Raw genomic sequence first — 19349 nt, forward strand, 5'->3', positions numbered from 1 at the left:
TTCATTGACAAAGCATTTACCGCCAGGCTTTCCCTTTCCTTGCGAAAGCCCCGGCGGCTCGGGGGAGGAATATGTTCCTGGACACACACTATGTCGAGCGGGAAAAGCAGCGGGCCCTGCTGAGAGAGCTCCTGGAAAAAGCGGGTGAGGGGCAGGGGCAGGTCGCACTGCTCAGCGGTGCGGTCGCCAGTGGGAAATCAGCGCTGTTGATGCATTGCGCCGACCAAGCGTTGGCGGAGGGCGCGCTCCTGCTGGACACGGCAGGGGTCCAGGCCGAGCGTGCCCGGCCGTTCGGCCTCCTCGGCAGGATCTTCGCGAGCGCGCCGCTGGCCCCAGGGGGCCACGCGGAAGTGGCCCGGCTGATCGACGGAGTGGCCGGGGGCGAGTCATCGGTCCACGACCAGATGCTGGCCATGCCTCAGCTGAGCGCGGTTCTCCTCGACTTGGCCAAGGATCACCTCGTGGTGATCGCAGTTGATGACGTGCATGACAGCGATCAGGCCTCACTTCGGTTTCTGCTCTATCTGACCCGCCGCATTCGCCACGTCCGGATGCTGGTCATCCTGACCGAACCCGCCAGACTCGAAGCGGGGAAGCGGGGATTCCACACGGAACTCGCGCACCTGCCCCACTGCACACTGCTGCGACTGAAGTTGCTGTCGCCGATGGGGACCGTAGGACTGCTCAGTGAACATTTCACGCCGTCGACAGCCGCGCGCCTCGCCCCGGAACTGCACGACATCACCGGCGGCAGCCCGCTGCTGCTCCGGGCGCTGGTCGAGGACCGCCTCACCGCCACCGAGGCGGGCGACCCGTACCAGCCGCTCGTACGAGGCGACAACTACGCACAAGCCGTGATCGACTGCCTGCACCGGTGCGGGCCCGAAACGCTGGAGATCGCGCGGGGCATCGCCGTCCTCGGGGCGCACACCGGGCCGGGGCTGCTCAGCCGCCTCCTCGGCCTCCACCTCAGAGATGCCGAGCAGGCCGTCGCCGACCTCGGCCAGTGCGGGCTCCTGAGCGAAGGCCGCTTCCGCGACGAGCACGCCGCGTCCTTGGTGCGGGACGCCGTGCCGGCGGACCGCCTCTCGCGGCTGCGCACCCACGCCGCCGAACTCCTGCACCAGGACGGCTCGGCCGCGTACGACATCGCACACCACCTCGTCGCGGCCCGGGACACGGCGGACCTCTGGGCGGTCCCAGTGCTCCAGGAGGCCGCCGACTACGCCCTGGCCGACGGTGACATGGACTTCGCCCACCGCTGCCTCGCCCTCGCCCGGAACTCCTCCCGGGACGACCGGGTGCGCGCCTCGCTCACCGTCAAGCTGGCCGGTGTCGTCTGGCGCACTGATCCGGCGGCCGTCGACATCGATGCCTCGACGCTCCTGCTGGACGCGAAGGCGGGCAGGCTCTCGCCCGGCGACCTCGTGGTGTCCCTCTCATATCTGGCCTGGTCGGGCCAGCTGCACGAGGCGGGAGAGGTGCTGGAGGCCCTCGAAGGCACCGAAGGCTGGTCCGGGCGCGAGGAACGGACGGCCCTGACCGCCGCCCGCCGCTGGCTGACCGTACTCAGCCCCTCGCTGGACATGGAGCCCGGCGACGAGGAGCCGATGCGCCCGGGGCCCGCAGACACCCTCGCGGGAGACGCGGAGATCGCCCACCTGCACGCCTCCTCCGCGGTGGCGGCCGCCCTGTCGGAGAGCAGGCGCGCGGACGCGGTCGCCGAGGCCACCAGGGTGCTTCAGCGCTACCGGCTCGACGACGGCTATGTGCAGCCCCTGGCCCTCGCCCTCTGGGCGCTGGTGTATGCCGGCCGGCTGGATCTCGCCGCTCCCTGGTGCGAGCGATTGCTCAACGAATCAGCAGCCCACCACGCCCGGCCCTGGCAGGCCCTGTTCACCTCCGTACGGGCCGAGACGGCCCTGCGCCAGGGTGACTTGCCCGGGGCGAGGGTGCACGCCGAAGCGTCGCTGCGGCAGTTGGGGCCGCGGGGCTGGTCCCTCGCCCGTGCCTTCCCACTCGCCACGCTGATCCAGGCGCACACCGGCATGGGGCAGTTCGATGAGGCGGAGAGCCTGCTCGGCCAGACCGTGCCCGAGGTGTTCCTGCACACCCTGCCCGGCCTGCACTACGCGCGTGCCCGGGGCCGCTGGAACCTGGCCATCGGCCGCTACCACGCCGCTCTCGGGGACTTCCTCGCCTGTGGCGAGGCCCTTGAGGAGTGGGGTATCGACGCTCCCGAGCTGGTGCCGTGGCGGCTCGACGCGGCGGAGACCTGGATGGCCCTCGGCCACCCCGAGAAGGCCCGGAGCCTGGCCGAGCAACAATTGCTGCGCAGTCCTGACCGGGCGCGCGGCACGGCTCTGCGGCTGGTCGGCGCGACCGGCGAGGGCCGCCGCGGCCTCCAGCAGCTCCAGGAGGCGGTGGAGATACTGGAGAACGGTGGCGACCGGCTGCAACTAGCATTGTGCCTGGGAGAGTTGGGGCGCCTGTACCGGGCGATGGACGATGTGAATCGAGCCCGGATGCTCGTGCGCAAGGCGTGGCAGGTGGCCAAGTCGTGTGGCGCCGCGCCGCTCTGCCGCCAGCTGATACCGGGCGGCACGGACCCCGAACGGGAGGCGCCGCGTCACGAGCCCGTGCTGCCGCAGGACACGGCCGCGCTGACCGAGGCGGAGAGCCGGGTGGCCGTGCTGGCGGCCCACGGCAACACGAACCGGGAGATCGCGGCCAGGCTGTACGTCACCGTGAGCACGGTGGAGCAGCATCTGACGCGCATCTACCGGAAGTTGAAGGTCAACAGGCGACGCGACCTCTCGACCCGGCTGGCAGGCGGTGGCGACGCCCAGTTCGCGCTGAACGGCAGGCAAACAGTCGCCGATCTGGTTCCGATGGAGGTGACGTGCTGTGGAACCGGCAGCCCCAACTAACCGCATCTGTACCTGACCTCGACACCAGCCAGGTGTCCTGACCGGAGCTGACCACCCGGTCACCCCCGTTCCGCCAGACCGCCGCGGAACGAAAGGGGCGCAGTACTCCCGCACCGCGGGCATTGCAACGGGGAAGCGCAGTGGCAGTCGGATCCCGGCCTCGGCCGGGACAGCGGTCCCGGCCGCCGCAGCGCACATCGCAACGGGGAAGCACGACGTGCAGGCAGGACCAGCCGACCGCTGGCGTGTCCGTACCTCGTCGCCACCCGTGAGCGACGGAGGGGAAGGACACGTGGCCATGACGGTGTATCGGGGCGAGGAAACGGCGCGGCTCCGCGAGTTTCTCGAGGCGGACTCCAGGACGGCGAGACCCGGCCCCCGCCTCGCGGTCATCAGCGGCGCGGCCGGCATGGGCAAGACCGAACTCCTCCATGCGGTCGCGGACTTCGCCGCGGCGAACCGGGTCACCGTCGTGAGCGCCGTGGCGGCGCCCACGGAACAGGACCTGCCGTACGCCGTACTGGAACAGCTCCAGCAGGGCATGCCGGCCGAGCCCCAGCAGGAGCACCGGACCGACCCGGACCGCCCCGAAGCCGCGGCGCCCTCCGCGCCCGCTTCCCAGGTCCCGCTGCGAGTACTGCGTGAACTGACGCGCGAGTTCGGCGCACCGGCCGCTGCCGGGCGGGTGCTGATCACCGTCGACGACATCCAGTTCGCGGACGTCCAGTCCCGCCAGGTCCTGCAGTACCTCCTGCGGCACTCCGGGTTCTCCGGGCTGTCCATGGTGGTGACGGAAGGGCCCGCGCCGACCGGGGAGGTCTTCTCCGCCGACGCGTCGCCGGAACCGGATCGTGTGCTGCGTATGCGGCTCGGACCGCTCGGCGTCGAGGACGTCGGCCGGCTGCTCGCCGACCGGCTCCCCGCCACCGAGGCCGCTCACCTGGCCCCGGAATTCCACCGAGCCACGGGCGGCAATCCCACGCTGCTCAAGGCGCTCGCCGCGGACCGGATCCTGGTGTCGCCCACCCGCCGGGGCGGCGGGACACCGCAGGCCGGTGACTTCTTCCGGCAGGCCGTGCTGCGCTGTGTGCAGCGCAGTGGCCCCTACGCCATGGCCGTCGCACGCGGTATCGCGCTGCTCCGGGAGCCCCCAACCTCGCCGAACGTGACTCTGCTGCTCAGAGTCGAGGACCGGACGATCCGGTCGACCGCGGCCGCCCTGGAGGACGCGGGCATCCTGCGCGGACGGCAGTTCCATCACGAAGCGATGGGGCAGGCGGTACTGGACGACCTGCCGACCGAGGAGGCCGCGCGGCTGCACTATTCCGCGGCCGAGCTGCTGCACCAGGGCGGTGCCGACCCCGTGCGCGTCGCGACTCAGCTTCTGGCCCAGGACCTGCGGGGGCCGGTGGACGAGGCATGGGTGTGGGAGGTCCTTCAGGAGGCCGCCCGCCAGGCACCGGCCGGCGGTGAGCCGGACTTCGGGGTGCGGTGCCTGCAAATGGCCGAGCGTTGCTGCCGGGACGAGCCGACCCGGTTGTCCATCCGGGCCCAACTGGCCGAACTCAACTGGGGGCACCAGCCAGCGACCGCCGCCCAACAGGTGCGGTCACTGGCCCTGCCGGCCCGCGACGGCCGGCTGCCGGTCAGTTACACCCTGCGGCTGGTCCCCAAGCTCATGTGGTACGGGTACGTGGACGAGGCGACCGCCGCCCTGCGGCAGGCGACGACCGCCGCCGAGACGCACGCTCCGCGCCTGGACGACGAGGTCAGGGCAACCCGGTGGCAGGTGGCCGGTACATATCCGGACGCCCTCACGGAGAACGACCGGGCTCCGTACGTCGAGCCGCGTCCGGAACCGGAGGCGGCCACCGCGTCCGCGCCCACAACGGCGACCGAATCCATGCCGACGAAGTCCATGGCGACTCACCCCACCCCGGCCGTACTCACCACGACCGCATCCGCCCCGACGAAACCCGCCCCGGGTGCCGCGGCCCGCGCCCGGGTACGGGTCTTCGGGGCGCTGAACTCCGTACTGGGTCTGCGGTCGGAGACGACGGCGGTGGCAGACGCCGAGCAGAGCCTGCGGTCCAGCATGCTGACCGAGACCACCGTCGAGATGCTGCTGGCCGCGCTGGGAGTCCTCATCCTCAGCGATCTGCTCGACTCCTCGGCCCGCTGGTGCGACCGGCTGCTGGGGCAGGCCCGCGGCAAGCGCGCCATGGCCATGCTCATGGCCATCCGGGCGCACATCTTCCTGCGGCAGGGCAATCTCACCGCGGCAGCGGAGCGAGCCGAGGCATCGCTGGCGCGGCTGCCCGCGCACGGCTGGGGCGTCGGCATCGGACTGCCCCTGTCGGCGCTGGTGGAGGCCCACACCCGCATGGGGCACCACAAGGCGGCGGCGGAACTGCTCGAACGACCGGTACCCGACGCGATGTTCAGGACCCGCTACGGACTCTCCTATCTCCACGCGCGTGCGGGGCTACAGCTGCAGACCGGGCGTCATCACGCCGCTCTCGCCGACTTCCTGCGGTGCGGCGAACTCATGATGGCCTGGGGCATGGACTCTCCCGCCCTGGTGCCGTGGCGCACCGGCGCGGCGCAGACCTGGCTGAAGCTGCAGGATCCCGAACGGGCCGCCGCCCTGGTGAACGACGAACTGTCCCGCACGCATCCCAAACATCTGCGCACCCGGGGCGCCGCTCTGCGGGTGCTGGCCGCCACCCGTCCCCTCGCGAAACGGCCCGCCCTGCTGGAGGAGGCCGTGCGACTGCTCCGCGACGTCGGTGACTCGTACACCATGGCCCTGGCGATGACCGACCTCGGTCACGCCTACAAGCGGCTCGGCGCACCGGCCAAGGGACGTGGACTGGTCCGGCAGGCGGGGCAGGTGGCCGACATCTGCGGCGCGTACGAGCTGTTCCGGTCTCCCCGGCCCGCCGCGGCCCGCGTCGCCCCCGCCCGGGTCGCCCCGGCCGGCCCCGAAGCCCTGCCCAAAGGGCCGGAACCCAGCACCGGGACCGGGATCCGCGCGGAGGAGGCCCTGACGGAGGCCGAACGCCGGGTGGCCAGGCTGGCCGCGCTCGGCCACACCAACCGTGAGATCTCCAGCAAGCTCTTCATCACCGTCAGCACGGTGGAGCAACATCTCACCCGGGTCTACCGGAAGATCAACATCAGGCGCCGACAGGACCTGCCGACCACTTTGGACTTCGATGTCGCCGACTGTGCATGAACGACAACTCCTCGCCGTGAGCGATCTGCACGTCGGGATGGCCGACAACTGGCCGATCACAGAATCCCTGCGCCCTGAGGGCGAGGGAGACTGGCTGGTCGTGGCCGGAGACGTCGCCGAACTGACGCAGGACATCGAACGGGCACTGAGTATGCTGGCCGACCGGTTCGCCAAGGTGATCTGGGCGCCGGGCAACCACGAACTGTGGACGCCGCGCGAGGATCCGGTCCAACTGCGCGGCGAAGCCCGCTACCGGCATCTGGTGGAACTCTGCGAAAGTCTCGGCGTGGTCACGCCCGAGGACCCCTACCCGGTCTGGGACGGGCCGGGAGGGCCGCTCGCAGTCGCCCCGCTCTTCGTGCTCTACGACTACACCTTCCGGGCGCCCGGCGCGCGGACCGAGGAGGAGTCACTGGCGCGCGCCTATGAAGCGGGCGTGGTGTGCACGGACGAGTTCCTGCTCCATCCCGACCCCTATCCCGGCAGGGCCGCGTGGTGCCGGGCGCGCGTGGCGGAGACCGAACGCCGGCTGGCGGCGCACGACCCGGGCCTGCCCCTCGTCCTTGTGAACCACTTCCCGCTGGTGCGGCAGCCCACGGACGTCCTGTGGCACCCGGAATTCGCCCAGTGGTGCGGCACCGAGCTGACCGCTGACTGGCACACACGCTTCAACACCGCCGCCGTCGTTTACGGGCATCTGCACATTCCGCGTACCACCTGGTACGACGGGGTCCGCTTCGAGGAGGTCTCCATCGGCTATCCGCGCGAGTGGCGCAAACGGGGCCACCCACGAGGCCTGTTGCGCCGGATCGCTCCGTTCACACCGGAGACCGCGGCCCCTCAGGGCACTGCCGACCGACTGAAAGGGCCGGCATGATCAGCCAGCTGATGCCGAAGACGGTCGTCTGCGCGGAAGCCTTCGAGGACGGGGAGAGGCCGGAGACTGCCCTGTACCCGCAGGAGGCAGCCCTCATCGGGTCCTCGGTGCCTGAACGGCGCGCGGAGTTCGCGACCGTACGGGCCTGCGCGCGGCAGGCGCTCGCCGGTCTGGGGCTGCCGCCCTCGCCGGTGCTGCCGGGGATGCGCAACGTGCCGCAGTGGCCGCGGGGTGTGGTGGGAAGCATGACCCACTGTGCGGGTTACCGGGCCGCGGCGCTGGCCAAGGCCGACGACGTCCTGGCGGTCGGCATTGACGCGGAGCCCGACGGGCCGCTCCCCGACGGGGTGCTGGGGGCGATCGCGCTGCCCCGTGAGGCCGCGTGGGCGCTCGCCCCGGGGACGGCCGGTCCCGTGCACCGGGACCGTTTGCTGTTCAGCGCCAAGGAGTGCGTCTACAAGACCTGGTTCCCCCTCACCCGGCGAGAGATCGACTTCGATGACGCGGAGATCACTTTCAGCGGTGCCGGCGGATCGTCCGGGATGTTCTCGGCGCGGATCCTGCGTCCGGGGCGGCTGCCCGACGGGAAACCGCTGACGGGTTTCACCGGCCGTTGGCTCGCCCGGGACGGCCTGCTCGTCACCGCGATCGCGCTGGAGGCCCAGGAGCCCGCCCGCCCGTAAGGATTCGCCCGCCCACAAAAAGCGGACGCCGGTTCCGACGGTCGATCGGAACCGGCGCCCGCCGGACGCTGCCGGACGGGGGACCGGCAGCGGGTTCAGGGGGGCCTGACAGGACGTCAGGCCCGGGTCACGCGGTGGCGGTGGCGGTGGCGGTAGCTGTGGCGACGAGCGACTCGAGGTGGGTGACGACCTCGCCGATGCCCGGAAGGCCGAGCATCTGCCGGTGGGCGCTGCGCATGCCCGCCTGGATCCGGTCGTCGCCGAGCACCTGCATGCAGGCCAGGGCGACGCCCTCGGCCGTCACGTCGGTGACATGGGCGCCCAGGCCCAGCTCCGTCAGTCGCTCGGAGTTGTGCAGATGGTCGCCGAACTGGGGCAGCGACACCATCGGCACGCCCTGCCGGATGGCCTCACGCACGCTGTTGTAACCACCATGCGTCACGAACAGCTGTGCACACTCCAGGAGTTGCTGCTGGGGCAGCCAGTCCATCACGGTCACGTTGTCCCCCACCGTGACGCCGTCGACGGGGAAGCCCGCGGTGCCCACGACCGCGTAGCAGTCGAGTGCGGAGAGCCCCTCGATGATGGCCCGCAGCGTCTCGGACGGGTGGAGCATGCCCTCGGGCGGCTCGACGCCCTGCTCCTTCATGCCCATCACCGTGGGCAGTGCGCTGCCCACCGACGCCACCACCAGCGGGCGGTCGCCCGGCAGTCCGGCCAGCTCGGCGGAAAGGCCCCGCGTGTCGTGCAGTGCCGCGGGCTGCTGGTAGGCGAACGCCTCCGGCGCCGGGTAGCGCGTGAAGGAAAACGTCTGGGGGACGCAGTCGATGCGGCTGAAGGGGTAGACCGACCACGGCTCCGTGCGGGGCGGCAGGCCGACTTCCACGCGCCGCTCGTTCAGGAAAGGCAGCAGGCCTTCGGGATCGGTGACATTCGTCGGGCCCGAGGGGCAGGAGACGTGCGGAATGCCGAGCGCTTCGGCGACCAGTACGCCGGTCAGTTCGCCACCGTCCCGCAATACCAGGTCGGGATTCCATTCCCGGGCGATCGGAATGATCCGCTCGAAGGTGGTGGTGATATGCGGGCCGCCGCCCCAGAGGATCATCTGCAACCTGTTGTCGACGACGATCTCCTCGCCGGGGTTGCTCTCCTCGAAGCGGGCCCGCAGGGAGAATATGGAGTGCATGATCTCCGGAATGCCCGGCATCACGGGCCGTACGGTGACCGGCGAGCCCTCGAATACGTGGACGAGATGCTCGGGCACTGTGGCGAGAACCTCGTGGCCCGCCTCGGCCAGTGCCCGTGCCAGCGGCAGCACCTCATTGGCATGCCCCTGAGTTCCGGTCACCGTACAGAAAACTCGCATTTCCAGATCTCCCTGACGTTCCGTGTGTGCCGCGCCGGCCCAATTTCCCTGAAGTGAATGTTTCCGGCCGGTGAGAGGCGGCGACAACCCCTACCCGCCCCTCCCGTCCGACGGTCAGGCAGCGGTGGTCTGCCTGGTCCGCCCCGCGGGCGCCACGGGCCGCGGCCGCTGGATCCAGCGGATGCCGACGCCGACCGTGCGGACCAGAACCATGGCCATGGCCATCAGGACGAAGAAGGCGGCCACCCCGTCGGGGTCGATCTGCTGCTCAACCGTCCACTTGCCGAAATCGGCGCGGAAGGAATCGATGTTCTCCAGCGACCAGATGAACGTGAGCCGACTGACGAGTACGACCATCCAGATGGCGAGGTAACTCCAGCCGGCCCGGGTGTAGGTCTTCCCGGTGGTCGCGTCGTTCTCGACGCTCATGGTGTAGAGCAGTCCGACACCGATGACCGCGCCAATGGCGATTCCGACACCGGCTGACGTGAGATTGGGTTGCGTCGTCTTCATGTTGTGCAGCATGTCGTAGGCGAAATAAGCCACGAGTCCCAGCGGCATGAGCAACTTGAGGAGTCCGAAGCGATGCCGCCCCACCTGGGTGGTAAGGACGATGGTGATCAGGATCCCGGCCAGGAACAGAGCATCCAACATGGCGTCAGTCACTGCGTACCTCCGATTCGTTCTCGTGCTTCGTTCTTGCGTATGAAGGAAGACTAGGAGCCGCGCCATTTCCGGTCCTGAGGTCAGGGGTGGAGAAAGGGGGTGGAGACCGAGGCTTCGGTTTCCACCCCCCTCAGCCCTCCGCAGGGAGGACCCGGACGGATCGCTACGCCGACGGGTCGAGGCGCGAGAGCCACTCGTGCACGGCCCGCGCCGTCTCGCCGGCGTGCTCCTCCATCATCGAGAAGTGGTCGCCCGCGGTGTCCAGCGCACTGTGCTCAAGGCGCCAGGAGGACTGCCAGTCAACCGTGTGCCGCCAGTTCGGCAGCGGTTCCGAAGCCCTCACCAGCAGCGTGGGTGTGGCGATCGGCTGCGGCTGCCATGCGCCGAAGACGCGGAAGTACCCGGCCATCGCGGTGAGCCGCACGTCGCCGAGCGCCCCCAGGCCGCCCGCCGTGGCCCCGGAGTCCGGCCCCCGCGCGTCGTCAGGGGATCCGGCGCCACCGATCCGCGTCTGGACCCCCGCGAACGCCTGCGCGTTCAGCGGATAGATGTCCATCAGGACCAGCCCGCGCGGCTGTACGCCCAACGACTCCAGCCGGCTCACCAGCGCGTGCGCCAGCATGCCTCCCGAGGAGTGCGCGGCCAGCACGAACGGCTTGCCGTCCGTGTGGTTGAGCAGCGCTTCGGCGTGTGCCGCGGCCAGCGCGTCCACACTCGCCGGCAGCGGCTCCCCGGGAACGAAACCGGGCGCCGGCAGCACCGACACATCACGCACATCGCGGAGCGCGGCGGCGAACCGGGCGTACTCGTGCGGCCCCGACATCGGAAGGACCGAGGGAATGCAGACCAGTTCGGCACCGGAGTCGCCCTTGGCCAGCCGGACCACGTCCAGCTCGTCGGACAGCTCCGCGGACGACGCGAACGACGGCCGGAACTCCGAGGCGCTGGTGAGCAGCGTGACGAACTCCTGGAGCCGGCCCAGCTCGCCCGCACGCCGCGCCATCGCCCCGAACACGCTCTCCTGACCGGCCGCGGCGGGCGCATCCCCGTCCTCGGGACGCGACGCGGCCGCCGCCCCCATGGCCCGGGTGAGATAGGCGGCCAGCGCCTCTGAGGTGGGGTTCTCGAAGGCGACGGTCGCCGGCAGCCGTACACCGGTCGCGGCGCCCAGACGGTTGCGCAGTTCGACGGCGCTCAGCGAGTCGAAGCCCATCTCCAGGAACCTTCGGGTGGGCGCCACCGCGTCCGCGTCGGCATAGCCGAGGACAGAGGCGGCCTGAGTACGGACGTACTCCAGCATCGCCGCACCCCGCTCGTGCTCCGGCAGCCCGGCCAGCCGCTCCGTCAGTGACGGGCCCGCGGCCTGTGCCCCGCCGGCGGAACGCCGGGCGACGGTCTTGACCAGGCCACGCAACAGCGGCGGCACGCCCGCCGGATCCGCCTGGGCGCGCAGGCCCGCCAGGTCCAGCCGCATCGGCACGAAGAGGGTGTGCTCGTGGTGCCATGCCGTGTCGAACAGCTCAAGCCCCTCGCGCGAAGTGAGGCCGGGGATCCGGTTCCCGGTGCGGGCGGCGGCGTCCTCGCCGTTGGCCTCGCCTATCGCGCCGAGGCTGTCCAGCCACAGGCCCCAGGCCATCGAGGTGGCCGGTAGGCCCCTGACGCGCCGGTGCTGGGCGAGGGCGTCGACGAACGCGTTGGCGGCCGCGTAATTGGCCTGGCCGGGGTTGCCCATCACACCGGCCGCGGACGAGAACAGCACGAAGGCACTGAGGTCCAGGCCCTCGGTCAGCTCGTGCAGGTGCAGCGCGGCGTCGACCTTGGGGCGCAGGACCTTCGCCAGCCGCTCGGGGGTGAGCCCGTCGAGGACACCGTCGTCCAGCACTCCGGCGCTGTGCACCACCGCCGTCAGCGGATGACCGGCGGGCACACCGGCGCACAGCGCTTCGAGCGCGGCCCGGTCGGAGGTGTCGCAGGCCACCAGCCGGACATCGGCGCCCAGCGCGGTGAGTTCGGCCGTCAGCTCGGCGGCTCCCGCCGCTTGCATGCCGCGCCTGCTGGTCAGCAGCAGATGGCGCGCGCCGTGCTCCGTAACCAGGTGGCGGGCGACCAGGGCGCCCAGCGTCCCGGTGCCGCCGGTGATCAGCACGGTCCCGTTCGGGTCGAGGGCCGTACGCGGCACCTCACCGGCCGCCGGATCCACCCCCGCACCGCTCTCGCCGGTCACCGGGAGCCGCGCGAGACGCGGGGTCAGCGCACTGCCCGCACGCAGAGCGATCTCCGGCTCCCCGGAGGCCGCCGCGGCCCAAAGCGCGTCGGCCGATGACCGCTCACCGTCGAGGTCGACGGTGACGAACCGGTCCGGGTTCTCCGCACGCGCGGAACGCAGCAGACCCCACACCGGGGAGTCGGCCAGGCCGGGAACGTCCTCGTCGAGACCGGTGGCCACCGCGTTCCGGGTCACCACGACCAGACGCGCGTCCGCGAGACGCGGCTCCGCCAGCCACGCCTGGACCAGTTCGAGCGCCTCACGGGCCGCGCGGTGCGCGGCCTCGGCAATCCCGGCCGCACCACCGGAGCCGGCTTCGGATGCCAGGCCGAGCGGCGCGAAGACCAGCTCGGGGACCGGCCCGCCCGCCGCCAACGCGGCGGTCAGCGCCTCGAGATCGGCGTGTACCGGGCCCGTCGCGCCGGGCAGACCGGCACCGAGCACGGCGTACGGGGCCTGCGCGCCGGCCGCCGGGAGCGGCAGCGGCACCCAGTCGACCTGGAACAGCGACTCGTGGTGGCGCGTGCTCGCCGCGCTCAGCTTCTCGGCCGAGATCTGCCGCACCACCAGCGCGTCGGCGGCCACGACCGGACGCCCGGCGGCGTCACCGACCTGGAGGGAGAGCGCCTCCTCGCCCTCGACCGGCGCGAAACGCACCCGCAGGGCCTTCGCACCCTTCGCGTACAGGCTGACGCCGCGCCACGAGAAGGGCAGCCACAGCCCGCCCGCGTCCGACCCGTCCGCCCCGTCGACCGTCCCCGCCGCCACGGCGTGCATCGCCGCGTCCAGCAGAGCCGGATGAACCCCGAACTCCGCGGCCGCGGAGTGCAGTTCCTCCGGCAGGTCGATCTCGGCGAAGATCTCCGAGCCGCGCCGCCACACCCCGCGCAGCCCCTGGAACGCCGGTCCGTAGCCGATCCCGGCGGCGTGGAACTCGTCGTACAGGCCGTCCACCGGCACCGCCTCGCCGCCCTCGGGCGGCCACGCCGTGAAGTCGAACGACGCGGGCGCGGCGGATCCGGCGAGGGTGCCCGTGGCGTGCCGGGTCCACGGCTGCTCGCCGGTGGCATCGTCGGGGCGGGCGTGGACGCCGACCGCGCGCCTGCCCGTGGCATCCGGCGCACCGACGACGAGCTGCACCGCGACACCGCCCTCCGCGGGCAGGATCAGCGGGGCCTCGAACGTCAGCTCCTCAAGCACCCCGCAACCCACCCGGTCGCCGGCGTGCAGGGCCAGCTCCACGAAGGCGGTCCCCGGCAGCAGCACGGTGTCCAGGGCGGCATGGTCCGCGAGCCACGCGTGCGTGCGCAGGGAGAGCCGACCCGAGAGCAACAGACCGTCCTCGTCGGCCCGTTCGATGACGGCGGCCAGCAGCGGATGACCGGCCGGGACAAGCCCGGCGGACGTCACGTCACCGTCGTAGGGCCCCGGCTCCAGCCAGTAGCGGCTGCGCTGGAACGCGTACGTCGGCAGCTCCACCCGGCCCGCGGGGCCGGGGCTGATCACCGCGTCCCAGGCGGGCTCGGCCCCGGCGGCGTGGGCGGCGGCCAGGGCGCCGAGGAAGCGCCGGGCCCCTCCCTCACCGCGGCGCAGGGTGCCCTGGACGACGGCCTCGCCACCGGCGCTCTCCAGGATGCCCTGGAGCGGCACCGTCAGCACCGGATGCGGGCTGACCTCGATGAACATCTGGTGACCCGACGCCAGCAACTCGCGTACCGTGCCGTCGAACTCAACGGTCCGCCGCATGTTCTCGTACCAGTACGCGGCGTCCATCGTGGCGGTGTCGAGCAGCTCACCGGTGACGGTCGAGTACAACGGCACCCGAGCCGCCCGCGGCACGACCGGGCCGAGGTCGGCGAGGATCCGCTCCCGCAACGGCTCGACCTGCGCGGAGTGCCCGGCACCCAGCGCGCCCGGCACACGCCGCACCCGTATCTCCGCCGCCTCCATCGCGGCGACGAACTCGTCCACGGCGTCCGGCACACCGGCCACCACACACGCGCCGGGCCCGTTGACCACCGCGATCGACAGCCGGTCACCGTAGGGCGCGATCCGCTCCCGCACCGACTCCACCGGGGCGAGCACGGACGCCATCGCGCCCTTGCCGATCAGCGCGAGCAGCGCCCTGCTGCGCAGCGCGACGATGCGGGCGGCGTCCTGGAGCGACAGCGCGCCCGCGACGTACGCGGCGGCGACCTCACCCTGCGAGTGGCCCACGACGGCGGCGGGCTCGACGCCGCAGGACCGCCACAGCGCGGCGAGCGACACCATCGTGGTGAACAGCATCGGCTGGAGCACGTCGAGGCGTTCCCGGTCCGGTGCGCCCGGCGCCCCGCGCAGGGCGTCGGCCACCGACCAGTCGAGGAACTCGGCGAAGGCGGCATCGCACTCGGCGACGGAGGCCACGAACACCGGCGACGACTCCAGCAGGCCCGCGGCCATGCCGAGCCACTGCGAGCCCTGCCCCGGAAAGACGAAGGCGATCTTCCGGTCCGGCCGGGCCATGCCCTGGACGATCAGTGCCTCCCCGGCCTCCTCGCCCGTCTCCGTGGCGCCGTCCGCGAGCGCCGCGAGGCCCCGCAGCAGCCCGTCACGGTCGTCGGCGACCACGGCGGCCCGGTAGTCGAACCGAGCGCGCGTGGTCACCAGGGAGTGCGCCACATCCGCCGGGTCCAGCTCGGGCCTTGCGGCGACATGGCCGCGCAGCCGTTCGGCCTGACCGCGCAGCGCCTGCTCCGACTTGGCGGACAGGAGCCAGGGCGCGGCGACCTCCGCCAGCGGCCGGGCGGCGGCCTGCGGGGAACCCTCCGCGGCGGCGTTCTCCACCGGGTCCCGCGGCGCGGACCCGGCGTCCACCGGCTCGGGGGCCTGCTCCAGGATCACGTGCGCGTTGGTGCCGCTGACGCCGAACGACGAGACGCCCGCACGGCGGGGCTCCCCGGACTCGGGCCACGGTCTCGCCTCCTTGAGTACCGCGACGGAACCGCCCGACCAGTCGACCTTCCGCGTCACCTCACCGACGTGCAGCGTCTTCGGCAGCACCCCGTGCCGCATGGCCATCACCATCTTGATGACACCGCCGACACCGGCCGCGGCCTGCGTATGCCCCACGTTGGACTTGAACGAGCCGATCCACAGGGGCCGTTCGGCGCCACGCGCCTGACCGTACGTGGCGATCAGCGCCTGCGCCTCGATCGGGTCGCCGAGCGTGGTCCCGGTGCCGTGCGCCTCCACCGCGTCCACCTGCTCCGGTGCGAGCCGGGCGTTGGCCAGCGCCTCCTGGATGACGCGCTGCTGGGAAGGCCCGTTCGGGGACGTCAGACCGTTGGACGCGCCGTCCTGGTTGACCGCCGTACCCCGGATGACGCCCAGGATCCGGCGGCCGTTGCGGCGCGCGTCGGAGAGCCGCTCCAGGAGCAGCATGCCCGCCCCCTCGGAGAACCCCGCGCCGTCCGCGTCCTCGGAGAACGCCTTGCACCGGCCGTCCGCCGCCAGCCCCTGCTGCTTGCTGACCTCGATGAAGGTGCCCGGCGCGCACATGACGGTCGCGCCGCCCGCCAGCGCCATGGTGCACTCGCCGCCCCGCAGCGCCTGAACCGCCAGGTGCAGCGTCACCAGCGACGACGAGCACGCGGTGTCCACGGTCACGGCTGGACCGACCAGGCCGAACGTGTACGACACCCGGCCCGAGGCCACGCTCCCCGAGGTGCCCGTGCTGAGGAAACCGCCGACGCCTTCCGGCAGCACGGTTGCCTGCGCCAGGTAGTCGGTGTTGTTCATCAGGCCCGCGAACACACCGGTCCTGCTGCCCCGCAGCTCGGCCGGGTTGATCCCCGCGCTCTCGAACGCCTCCCAAGACGCTTCGAGCAGCAGCCGCTGCTGCGGCTCCGTCGCGAGCGCCTCACGCGGCGAGATGCCGAAGAACGCGGGGTCGAACTCGGCGGCGCCGTGCACGAACCCGCCGTACACGGTGTCGGAGGTGTATCCCTCACCCTCCTCGCCGGAGCCCTGGAGCGCCGCGATGTCCCAGCCGCGGTCGGTGGGGAACTCCGTGACGCCGTCCCGGCCGTCGCGCACCAGCTCCCAGAGCCCGTCCGGGTCTTCCACCCCGCCCGGGAAGCGGCAGCTCATGCCGACGATCGCGATGGGTTCGTGCGCGCCCGCCTCCAGCTCGCCGAGGCGCTGACGGGTCTGGTGCAGATCGGCCGTGACCTGCTTAAGGAAGTGGCGGAGCTTTTCCTCGTTGGACATGGTGACGCTCTTCTCCTAGCGGGTCAGGAAATGCCGAATTCTCGGCCGATGAACTGGAACATCTCGTCGTCGCTCGCGGAGTCGATCGCGTCCGCCACCGACTCCGTCTCGGCGCCCTCGTCGCCGCGGCCCTCGCCCAGGCGGGCCAGCAGCGTCTGGAGGCGGGTGCTGATACGGACCCGCTCGCCGCCGTCCGGGTCGAGCGAGGAGAGCAGCGACTCGAGAGCGTCCAGCTCGTCGTGCACACTGCGCCCGGCTCCGTCGCCGTCGGGCAGCGCGCCCAGCAGGTACTCGGCGAGTTCGACCGGGTTCGGGTAGTCGAAGACCAGCGTGGCGGGCGGCCGCAGTCCGGTCGCCTTGCCCAGCTGGTTGCGCAGCTCGACACCGGTCAGCGAGTCGAACCCCAGCTCCCGGAAGGCACGGTCCGCGGGCACCTCCGACACACTCGCGAAACCGAGCACCGACGCGGCCTGCCGCCGTACGAGATCGAGCAGCGCGGCACGCCGCTCCTCACGCGACAGCCCGGCGAGTCGCTGCGTCAGCGTTTCGCTCTCGGCCGGTGAAGTTGCCTGCGCAGTACGGCGGTTGGGGGCGCGTACGAGTCCGCGGAGCAGCGGGGGTACGCCGGTCGAGGTGGCCTGGGCGCGTACGGCGGCCAGGTCGAGGTGCATGGGCACGAGCAGGGCCTGCTCGGTGTCCCACGCGGCGTCGAGGAGGTGGAGGCCCTCGGCGTGGGTGAGGCCGGTCATGCCGCCGCGGCTCATGCGGTCGGCGTTGGTGCCGCCCAGGTCGGCGGTCATGCCGCCGGTCTGTTCCCAGGCGCCCCAGGCGAGTGAGGTGGCGGGGAGGCCGAGGGTGTGGCGGTGGTGGGCGAGTGCGTCGAGGAAGGTGTTGGCGGCGGCGTAGTTGGCTTGGCCGGGGTTGCCGAGGACACCGGCGGCGGAGGAGAAGAGGACGAAGGCGGAGAGGTTCAGGTCTTTTGTGAGGTCGTGGAGGTTGAGGGCGGCGTCCGCCTTGGGGCGCAGCACGGTGTCGAGGCGTTCGGGGGTGAGGGAGTTGATGACTCCGTCGTCGAGGACGCCGGCGGTGTGGATGACGGCGGTGAGGGGGCGCGCGTCTTCGACCGAGTTCAGCAGCGTTTCGAGGAAGCCGCGGTCGGCGGCGTCGCAGGCGGCGATCTCCACGGTGTCCGCGCCGAGTTCGGCCAGTTCGGCGGCGAGCTGCGGGGCGCCTTCGGCGTCGAGTCCTCGGCGGCTGGTGAGGATGAGGTGGCGTACACCGTGCTCGGTGACGAGGTGGCGGGCGACCAGGGAGCCCAGAGCGCCCGTGCCGCCGGTGACGAGGACGGTCCCGGCCGGATCCAGGCCAGGGCCGGTCTGGTCGGTGGCGGTCTGGGCGGTGCCGGTGCCGGTGATGGGCTCCCGGGCCAGACGCGGCACGCGCAGAGCGCCGTCACGCAGTGCGGCTTCCGGCTCGTCGGAGCCGAGGAGCGACCCCAGCGAGGTGAGTTCCGAGGTCGCCTCGTCGAGGTCGAGGAGGACGAACCGGTCGGGGTTCTCGGCCTGCGCGGCGCGTACGAGGCCCCAGACCGTCGCGTTCGCCAGGTCGCGCACCGTGTCGTCCGGACCGGCGGCGACGGCACCGCGCGTGACGAACACCAGCCGGGAACCGGCGAAACGGTCGTCCGCCAGCCACTCCTGGACCAGGGACAACGCGTGATGCGCGGCCCGATGTGCGGCGGTGCCCGTGTCTGTGCCTTCGTAGGCGGGGACGGCGGCGAGAACGACCTCGGGAACGGTCCCGGAGCCGGCGAGTTCCGCCAGGTCCATGACGGTCACCGCGTCGACACCGGAGCCCTTGAGTAGGCGCTGGAGGACGTCATCGGCCCCGACGACGGCACAGGAGAGCGCCTGGGCGGTCGGGTCGGCCGCGGGGGTGGTCAGTCCGGTCCAGTCGACGCGGAAGAGAGTGTCGTGCGTGGCCTCGCGGCCCCCGGTCAGCTGCTCGGCCGCGAGCGCGCGCAGCGTCAACGACTCCACCGACGCCACGTGGGCTCCTGTCTCGTCGGCGACGGTCAACGACACCGCGTTGGCGCCGCCAGACCCGGCGGTACCGGCGGCACCGGCCGGGGACAGCCGCACGCGGAGCGCGGAGGCGCCGGTCGCGTGCAGGGAGACACCGTTCCACGCGAAGGGCAGCCACGGGCCGCTCTCCGGCTGGCCCTCGCCCGGCGCTCCCACGAAGTCGCCCAGGGCCACGGCGTGCAGGGCGGCGTCGAGGAGGGCGGGGTGGAGCCCGTAGCCGCTGGTGGCGGTGGACTCGGGCAGCGCCACTTCGGCGTAGACGTCGTCACCGAGTCGCCAGGCGGCGCGCAGGCCCTGGAAGATCGGGCCGTACGCGAGACCGGCCCCCATGAGATCGGCGTAGAGGCCCTCCGTGTCCAACGGCTCGGCGCCCTTGGGCGGCCACACGACCAGGCCGGCCGAGGTGCCTGGGGTGTTCTCCGCCAGGAGACCGGAGGCGTGGCGGGTCCACGGCTCCGCGGCGTCCGCCTCGTCCGGACGGGAGTAGATCCCGACCTGACGCAGCCCGTTCTCCTCGGCGGCACCCGCCGTCACCCGGAGGGCGATACCACCGCGCTCGGGGAGGACAAGGGGGGCTTCGAGCGTCAGCTCCTCGACCAGACCGCAGCCGACCTGGTCACCGGCGTGGATGGCCAGCTCGACCAGTCCGGTGCCGGGGACGAGAACGGTGTCCATGACGGCGTGGTCGGCGAGCCAGGGGTGCGACTGGAGGGACAGACGGCCGGTGAGCAGGACGCCGTCGGAGTCGGGGAGAGCGATCGCCGCGCCGAGCAGCGGATGGCTGGTGGCGGACTGACCGAGCCCCGACGCGTCGCCGGTGGTGGACAGCGGCTGGAGCCAGTAGTGCTGGTGCTGGAAGGCGTAGGTGGGGAGGTTGACGCAGCGCGCGTCGTGGCCTGCGAAGACGCCGTCCCAGTCGAGTTCGGCGCCGTGGATGTGGGCGGTGCCGATGGCTTGGGTGAGGGTTTCGGTTTCGGGGCGGTTCTTG

General features: G+C 72.0%; 7 protein-coding genes and 1 pseudogene. 4 read left to right on the top strand and 4 right to left on the bottom strand.

The features are described 5' to 3' along the window. Positions 1 to 71: 71 nt before the first annotated feature. The 4 genes from ACFZDI_RS35690 (at position 72) to ACFZDI_RS35705 (ending at position 7728) form a co-directional block, all read left to right on the top strand. Positions 72 to 2930, top strand: coding sequence for an AAA family ATPase (locus ACFZDI_RS35690; protein WP_391256659.1), 2859 nt, complete (start codon positions 72 to 74; stop codon positions 2928 to 2930). A 298-nt stretch (positions 2931 to 3228) separates the two neighbouring features. Continuing rightward, on the top strand, positions 3229 to 6168 hold the full coding sequence (locus tag ACFZDI_RS35695; protein WP_391256662.1) for an AAA family ATPase: 2940 nt from the start codon (positions 3229 to 3231) through the stop codon (positions 6166 to 6168). Next, a complete protein-coding gene (locus tag ACFZDI_RS35700; protein WP_391256664.1) occupies positions 6149 to 7045 on the top strand; it encodes a metallophosphoesterase in 897 nt (298 codons plus the stop codon). The genes ACFZDI_RS35695 and ACFZDI_RS35700 overlap by 20 nt, the downstream gene beginning before the upstream one ends. Further along, positions 7042 to 7728: a 4'-phosphopantetheinyl transferase superfamily protein gene (locus ACFZDI_RS35705; RefSeq protein ID WP_391256667.1), complete on the top strand. Its 687-nt coding sequence runs from the start codon at positions 7042 to 7044 to the stop codon at positions 7726 to 7728. The genes ACFZDI_RS35700 and ACFZDI_RS35705 overlap by 4 nt, the downstream gene beginning before the upstream one ends. 127 nt (positions 7729 to 7855) lie before the next feature. On the opposite strand, the gene ACFZDI_RS35710 is transcribed toward ACFZDI_RS35705, so the two are convergent. The 4 genes and pseudogenes from ACFZDI_RS35710 to ACFZDI_RS35725 all read right to left on the bottom strand — a co-directional run. Further along, positions 7856 to 9076 carry a nucleotide disphospho-sugar-binding domain-containing protein gene (locus tag ACFZDI_RS35710; RefSeq protein WP_391256670.1) on the bottom strand — a complete coding sequence of 407 codons (1221 nt, stop codon included), beginning with the start codon at positions 9074 to 9076 and terminating at the stop codon, positions 7856 to 7858. A gap of 132 nt (positions 9077 to 9208) precedes the next feature. Next, positions 9209 to 9760: a hypothetical protein gene (locus ACFZDI_RS35715; protein WP_391256672.1), complete on the bottom strand. Its 552-nt coding sequence runs from the start codon at positions 9758 to 9760 to the stop codon at positions 9209 to 9211. Positions 9761 to 9923: 163 nt separating this feature from the next. Next, positions 9924 to 16277 (bottom strand): annotated as a pseudogene (locus ACFZDI_RS35720) (type I polyketide synthase); the annotation flags it as partial. 23 nt (positions 16278 to 16300) lie between these two features. After that, a partial coding sequence (locus ACFZDI_RS35725) for an SDR family NAD(P)-dependent oxidoreductase (protein ID WP_391256675.1) occupies positions 16301 to 19349 on the bottom strand: 3049 nt, incomplete at its 5' end.

Origin of the sequence: Streptomyces sp. NPDC007907, from assembly GCF_042959365.1 — a bacterium.
In the GTDB taxonomy this organism is placed as follows: domain Bacteria; phylum Actinomycetota; class Actinomycetes; order Streptomycetales; family Streptomycetaceae; genus Streptomyces; species Streptomyces indiaensis.

Bases quoted from the DNA above. Each gene is read 5' to 3' on its own strand.
- ACFZDI_RS35695 (WP_391256662.1), top strand. From the start codon at position 3,229: ATGACGGTGTATCGGGGCGAGGAAACGGCGCGGCTCCGCGAGTTTCTC.
- ACFZDI_RS35700 (WP_391256664.1), top strand. From the start codon at position 6,149: ATGTCGCCGACTGTGCATGAACGACAACTCCTCGCCGTGAGCGATCTG.
- ACFZDI_RS35690 (WP_391256659.1), top strand. From the start codon at position 72: ATGTTCCTGGACACACACTATGTCGAGCGGGAAAAGCAGCGGGCCCTG.
- ACFZDI_RS35705 (WP_391256667.1), top strand. From the start codon at position 7,042: ATGATCAGCCAGCTGATGCCGAAGACGGTCGTCTGCGCGGAAGCCTTC.